Origin of the sequence: Streptomyces sp. NPDC053069, assembly GCF_044546895.1 — a bacterium.
Lineage (GTDB): Bacteria > Actinomycetota > Actinomycetes > Streptomycetales > Streptomycetaceae > Streptomyces.
Genome location: NZ_JBITZN010000032.1, coordinates 1 through 4,539, shown reverse-complemented (window position 1 = coordinate 4,539; position 4,539 = coordinate 1). Strand labels below are relative to the sequence as shown.

Genomic DNA, 4,539 nt, shown 5'->3' with positions numbered 1-4,539 from the left:
TCCTGCACACCTACAACCACCACCGCTGCCACACCGCACTCGGCGGCCAACCGCCGATCAGCCGCGTCAACAACGCTTCAGGTCAATACATCTAGTGCGCTGCGCGGCCAGGGTGCCTGGCTGCCCGTAGCCAGGTCCGCGGATCGCGCCACCGTCGCCGTCCCGGGATCACCCGGCTTGGCGTACTCGTTCGTCCCGAGTGGCGGTTCCGGTACCCGCCGGAGCCGCCTACCCGGCCAGCGGGAGCTTTGAGCGTGCGGGCGCGGCCATCCCGGTCCGATGGTCCCGGTGGCGCGGGGTCCAGGCCAGGTCACGGGCGGCCTTCTTGTTGGACACCCGCAGCGTTGTGTCCAGCATCAGGTCGCCGAGGTACGGCACCGTCGCGCGCAGCGCCCAGCCCGGCAGCCGCAGTCCCGGCCGGCCCCGCCGGGCCGCTGCCGCGACTTCACCGAACCTGGCTGGCCGGTCGTCCACGATGTTGTAGGCCTGGCCCGACCGGCCGTCCTTCAGCGCGGCGAGGGTGCCGGCAACGGCGTCGTCGATGTGGATCCACGACATTACCCCGCCGCCGCTCAGCGGCACCGGCATCGGCCGACTGCCCGGCGTGGGGTCGAACCAGGTGCCCGGCCCGTAAAACAGGCCGTACCGCAGTGCCGTCCCGGCTACGTGGTCCGCCGCGAACAGCCGTTCCTCCGCCTCCACCAGGCCGGTGACCACATGGTCGGAGACCGTGCCGCGGTACACCCCGAACGGATCCTCCTCGGTGATGAACCGCTCCCCGTGATCCCGATACCCGTAGCCCAGCACCAGGGACTGGGTGAGGAACCGGCGAGCCCCCAGCACCCCCGCCGCCTCCAGCAGGTTCGCCGATCCCCGCGAGCGCAGCACATTGGTCGGATTGTCCGCCGTGAGCCTGCGCGACGGCGCCTTCATCGCGGTCAGCTGGTGGATCACCGCGTCGGCCGCCAGCCCGTCCACGGCCTTCAGCAGCCTGTCCCGGTCCAGCGCGTCCGCTCGCACCGGCTCCGCCCCGAACGCACGCACCGCCGCCGCGGACTCCTCGGACCGAGCCAGCGCCAGGACCTCGTAGCCCGCCCCGACCAGTGCCCGCGTCAGTGGCCCTCCGACCGCTCCGGTCGCCCCCGCCAGCAGCACCGTCATTGGGCCCATCCCAGCCTCCCGATTCGGGCCCTTCGGCCCCTCGTCCGTCCAGACACACACTGGACGGGCCGGGGCCCCGGAACGTGACACGGATCTGTGTCTGTCGTCCCGCGAGCGGCTCGTCTGCCTCTCAGGCGGCCGCCCGTGCGACCGCGACCGCCCAGCCGATGTAGACGAGGTTGACCACCAGCCGGACCGCCGCGCCGACGGGGCGTTCCAGCAGGCGCGGCCGATCACCGGATGCCCGCCACAAGGCGTCCAGATGGCAAACCAGATAGCCCGTGATCAGTACGGCTGCGGCCCAGCCGCCGACCGCCCGGCCTGCCGGCATCAGGATCCCGGCTCCGACGACGATCTCCGCCGCCCCGCTGGCGGCGACGAGAACTGGGGCCCGGCCCAGCCAGGACGGCACCAGGGTGCGGAAGTATCCGGGGAGCAGGAAGTGCCCGATTCCCACGGCGATCAGGAAGACCGCCAGTGCGATGGCCGCGGTAGCATTCATGAACGTGATCGTGGTCCCGAACCGCGCGTGGGCGCTTGAACGAAACGATCGCCGACTCCACTTCGCATCCGGTCCCGACGCGACGATGTTCGCCGAGTCCGGCCCGTTCCACGTCACTCTCCACCGCCACCCGGCGTGGAAGGTCGTGCTCCCCCTCGGCGGCCACGTCGAGGTCGGACACGGCGCAGGCCGCACCGTCGCGGCGACCGGGGTGATCGTGCCCCCGCAGCTGGCCCACACCTGCGCCGCGTCCGCCGGCTACGTGGCCCTCTTCCTCGACCCCTGGGTCCTGTGCCCCGGCCTGGGCCTGGCACGGCTCGGGGACCGTGCCGCCCGGCGCATCCTCGCCGCTCTCGGGCACACCGGAACCCCCGGCCCCGGCCCTGGGAGGGACAGCGACCTGGCCGCGGCACGCGCCGAACTCCTCTCCTTCACCGGAGCGGGCCGCCCAGTCGATCCGCGTGTGACCCATGCGGTGCAGGAATGCACACGGGCCGGCTCCGGCGTTCCCGTCGGCTCCCTCGCCGCCGACGTCGGGCTCTCACCATCACGGCTGCGCACGCTCGTTCACGGCTCGGTCGGTGTCCCGCTCACACGGCTGCGGCAATGGGCCCGACTGAGGGTGGCCGTCGCCGACCTGCCGCGCGAGTCCGCGGCCTCGGCCGCAGCCGTCGCGGGCTTCGCCGACCAAGCCCACTTCACCCGCACGGCTCGGAGCCTTCTCGGGCGCACGCCTGCGTCGATCGGGCGTTCCTCCACCTGATCGACCCTCCTGATCACCCACCAGCCGAACCCCAGGCCCGCACGCACGGAGTCAATGGGTGCGGCTCCATCTGAGGGACTGCTCCGGCCAGGCATGTCACTTTTGGAGGCGCGGACTCGTCCGAGAGGGCGGATATCCAGCGGTCGTTCCCGCGAAGAAGAAGGAGACTTTCGTGTTCGCCACCTACCTCGTGGTCACCCTGCTCACCTCGGCTGTCAACGGCCTTGCCGCCACCGCCAACTTCATCGGCCACGAGTACCCCAGGAGCCAGGCGGACAAGTTGCGCGTGCCCCGGTCCTGGATGCGCCCGCTGGGCACACTGTTGGCGGCGGGCGCGCTGGGACTGCTGGCCGGATTCGCCGTGCCGGTCCTCGGCACGCTCGCCGCCGCCGGTCTCGTGCTGTACTTCCTCGGTGCGCTCTGCGTCCACCTGCGGGTCCGTGACTACCGGTTGGCGCCCTGGGCCGCGTTCTTCTGCCTGCCTGCGGCAGCCCTGGTCGTGAACCTGGCCTACCACGGCTCCTGGTGACCCAGTGGTGAATCGGGACCCGTCCCTCAGGAGGAGCTGCACCCGAAGTCAAGTCATCCCGAGGTCGTTACGCACCAGCAGGAACGGCCGCAGCCGTTCCCATTGCGCGTCAGACGCCACGCTGATCGCGCCCCATGCCCAGTGCAACGGACCCGGATCCACACCACGTCACATGATCGCCCCGACAGCTCCTAGTGGTTGCTGTGTGACGAACCTTGATCAGGCAGAACGGGTCAGACGGCGCCGAAGGTTCCTTCCTTGACACCCATCAGGAAAGACGAGAAAGAGCTGGCGGGGAAGCTCAGCACCGGGCCGCTCGGAACCTTGGAATCACGGACGGGGACCAGGCCGCGTGAGCGGACGTGGAGTCCAGGTGCGGCGCCACCTCTTTCCCATGCTGGGCAGCCGACGGATGAACACGTTGGATTGTGGGAGGAGATCAGAGAGCAGGACTGCCCTGACGGCTACGGCAACGTTCGCACCTACGTGAGCAGGACTCTGCGCGGCAAACTCCAGCCGGTCGGACCCCGGCCGCCATGGGCCCGCGCCGTGACCCGCTGGCTCCTGACCCACACGGACGCCCTGGTCGAAAGCGACCGGATCCAGCTCAAGGCCGTGCTGGCCAACTGCCCCCAGCTGGACGTCCTCGCCAAGCACGTGCGGGCCTTCGCCCACATGGTCACCGACCTGCAAGGCGACCAACTGCCGGAGCGGATCGAATCCACCAGAGCAGCTACCGGCCTGCCCAGTCTCAGCCGGTTCGCCCAGCACCTCGAACGCGACCTTGATGCCGTCGTCGCCGGACTCTCCCAACCGTGGAACTCCGGTGTCGTCGAGGGCCATGTCGACCGGATCAAGATGCTCAAGCGCCAGATGTTCGGTCGCACAGGATTCGAGCTCCTGCGCAAGCGGGTGCTGCTCGCCAAATGACCATTTCAGTGGGCCTGATCCGACTGTCTGTGATCGTCATCGATCCTGCGGGGCATCACGCCGAGGATCAGATTTTCGAGGGCGTGCGGCATCGGCCCGAAGCAGGCGACCCAGGTCTCGACAAGGTAGATCTCACTGTCCTCATCGATACCGAGAAAGAATCGGCCGTGATCGAGCTCGCCGAGCGGAAAGAGACGTCTCCCCAACGAGTCGCTCCATTCGGAGAACCGGTCATCCTCTCCCCAAGCCAGCTCCGGCTCCAGCTCGAACGGTTCCCGGGCACGGTTGATTCCCGGGCCGCCGATGCTCACGGTCAGCCCTCCGAACTCCTGGAGGAACCTCTCGGCAGCGTCGTGCATGACGATCCCGACCGCTTCGAACCTGGACCGCCAGCCCGTCGTGTCGACCCGCCTGCCCGCCGTCCATCCAGAAGCCTCCAGGACTTCCAGCACCTCCGGCGACCACTCGTTCATGACAGGCTCAGCCCCATGGCTCGAAGCATGAGGTGATCATCCCAGACACTCGCGGGAGTTAGCCATGATCAATGCCGCTCTGCCCGCTAGGTGTATTGATCACGAGCGTTGTTAACGCTGGCCGGTCTTGATCGTGGCGAAGGCCCCCGTGTGTGGTGGAGGTGTCGAATCTTCACCGCAC

7 protein-coding genes are annotated in these 4,539 nt (G+C 69.1%); 3 read left to right on the top strand and 4 right to left on the bottom strand.

The window, feature by feature from the left end; genetic code table 11:
- Positions 1-228 precede the first annotated feature (228 nt).
- Complete coding sequence (locus ACIGXP_RS39965; protein WP_399776934.1) at positions 229-1,170, bottom strand: NAD-dependent epimerase/dehydratase family protein; 942 nt, start codon at positions 1,168-1,170, stop codon at positions 229-231.
- A gap of 121 nt (positions 1,171-1,291) precedes the next feature.
- Positions 1,292-1,663 carry a hypothetical protein gene (locus tag ACIGXP_RS39960; RefSeq protein ID WP_399776931.1) on the bottom strand — a complete coding sequence of 124 codons (372 nt, stop codon included), beginning with the start codon at positions 1,661-1,663 and terminating at the stop codon, positions 1,292-1,294.
- Between ACIGXP_RS39960 and ACIGXP_RS39955 the strand changes: the two genes are divergently transcribed.
- Together ACIGXP_RS39955 and ACIGXP_RS39950 are read left to right on the top strand one after the other, a co-directional pair.
- Positions 1,662-2,426, top strand: a complete 765-nt coding sequence (locus ACIGXP_RS39955) for a helix-turn-helix domain-containing protein (RefSeq protein WP_399776928.1) — start codon at positions 1,662-1,664, stop codon at positions 2,424-2,426. The two genes, ACIGXP_RS39960 and ACIGXP_RS39955, sit on opposite strands and share 2 nt — an antisense overlap.
- A gap of 172 nt (positions 2,427-2,598) precedes the next feature.
- Entirely contained in the window at positions 2,599-2,955 is a 357-nt protein-coding gene (locus tag ACIGXP_RS39950; RefSeq protein ID WP_399776925.1) for a DoxX family protein, read from the top strand.
- A 233-nt stretch (positions 2,956-3,188) separates the two neighbouring features.
- Here the strand turns inward: ACIGXP_RS39950 and ACIGXP_RS39945 are convergent, their stop codons facing one another.
- Entirely contained in the window at positions 3,189-3,398 is a 210-nt protein-coding gene (locus ACIGXP_RS39945; RefSeq protein ID WP_399776936.1) for a DUF397 domain-containing protein, read from the bottom strand.
- 43 nt (positions 3,399-3,441) lie between these two features.
- Between ACIGXP_RS39945 and ACIGXP_RS39940 the strand changes: the two genes are divergently transcribed.
- Positions 3,442-3,885, top strand: a complete 444-nt coding sequence (locus ACIGXP_RS39940) for a transposase (protein WP_399776923.1) — start codon at positions 3,442-3,444, stop codon at positions 3,883-3,885.
- 5 nt (positions 3,886-3,890) lie between these two features.
- On the opposite strand, the gene ACIGXP_RS39935 is transcribed toward ACIGXP_RS39940, so the two are convergent.
- A complete protein-coding gene (locus ACIGXP_RS39935; protein WP_399776921.1) occupies positions 3,891-4,358 on the bottom strand; it encodes an SUKH-3 domain-containing protein in 468 nt (155 codons plus the stop codon).
- Between the last annotated feature and the right edge of the window lie 181 nt (positions 4,359-4,539).

Coding starts and splice junctions, on each gene's coding strand:
- ACIGXP_RS39935 (WP_399776921.1), bottom strand. CDS start 4,358: ATGAACGAGTGGTCGCCGGAGGTGCTGGAAGTCCTGGAGGCTTCTGGA.
- ACIGXP_RS39955 (WP_399776928.1), top strand. CDS start 1,662: ATGAACGTGATCGTGGTCCCGAACCGCGCGTGGGCGCTTGAACGAAAC.
- ACIGXP_RS39960 (WP_399776931.1), bottom strand. CDS start 1,663: ATGAATGCTACCGCGGCCATCGCACTGGCGGTCTTCCTGATCGCCGTG.
- ACIGXP_RS39965 (WP_399776934.1), bottom strand. CDS start 1,170: ATGGGCCCAATGACGGTGCTGCTGGCGGGGGCGACCGGAGCGGTCGGA.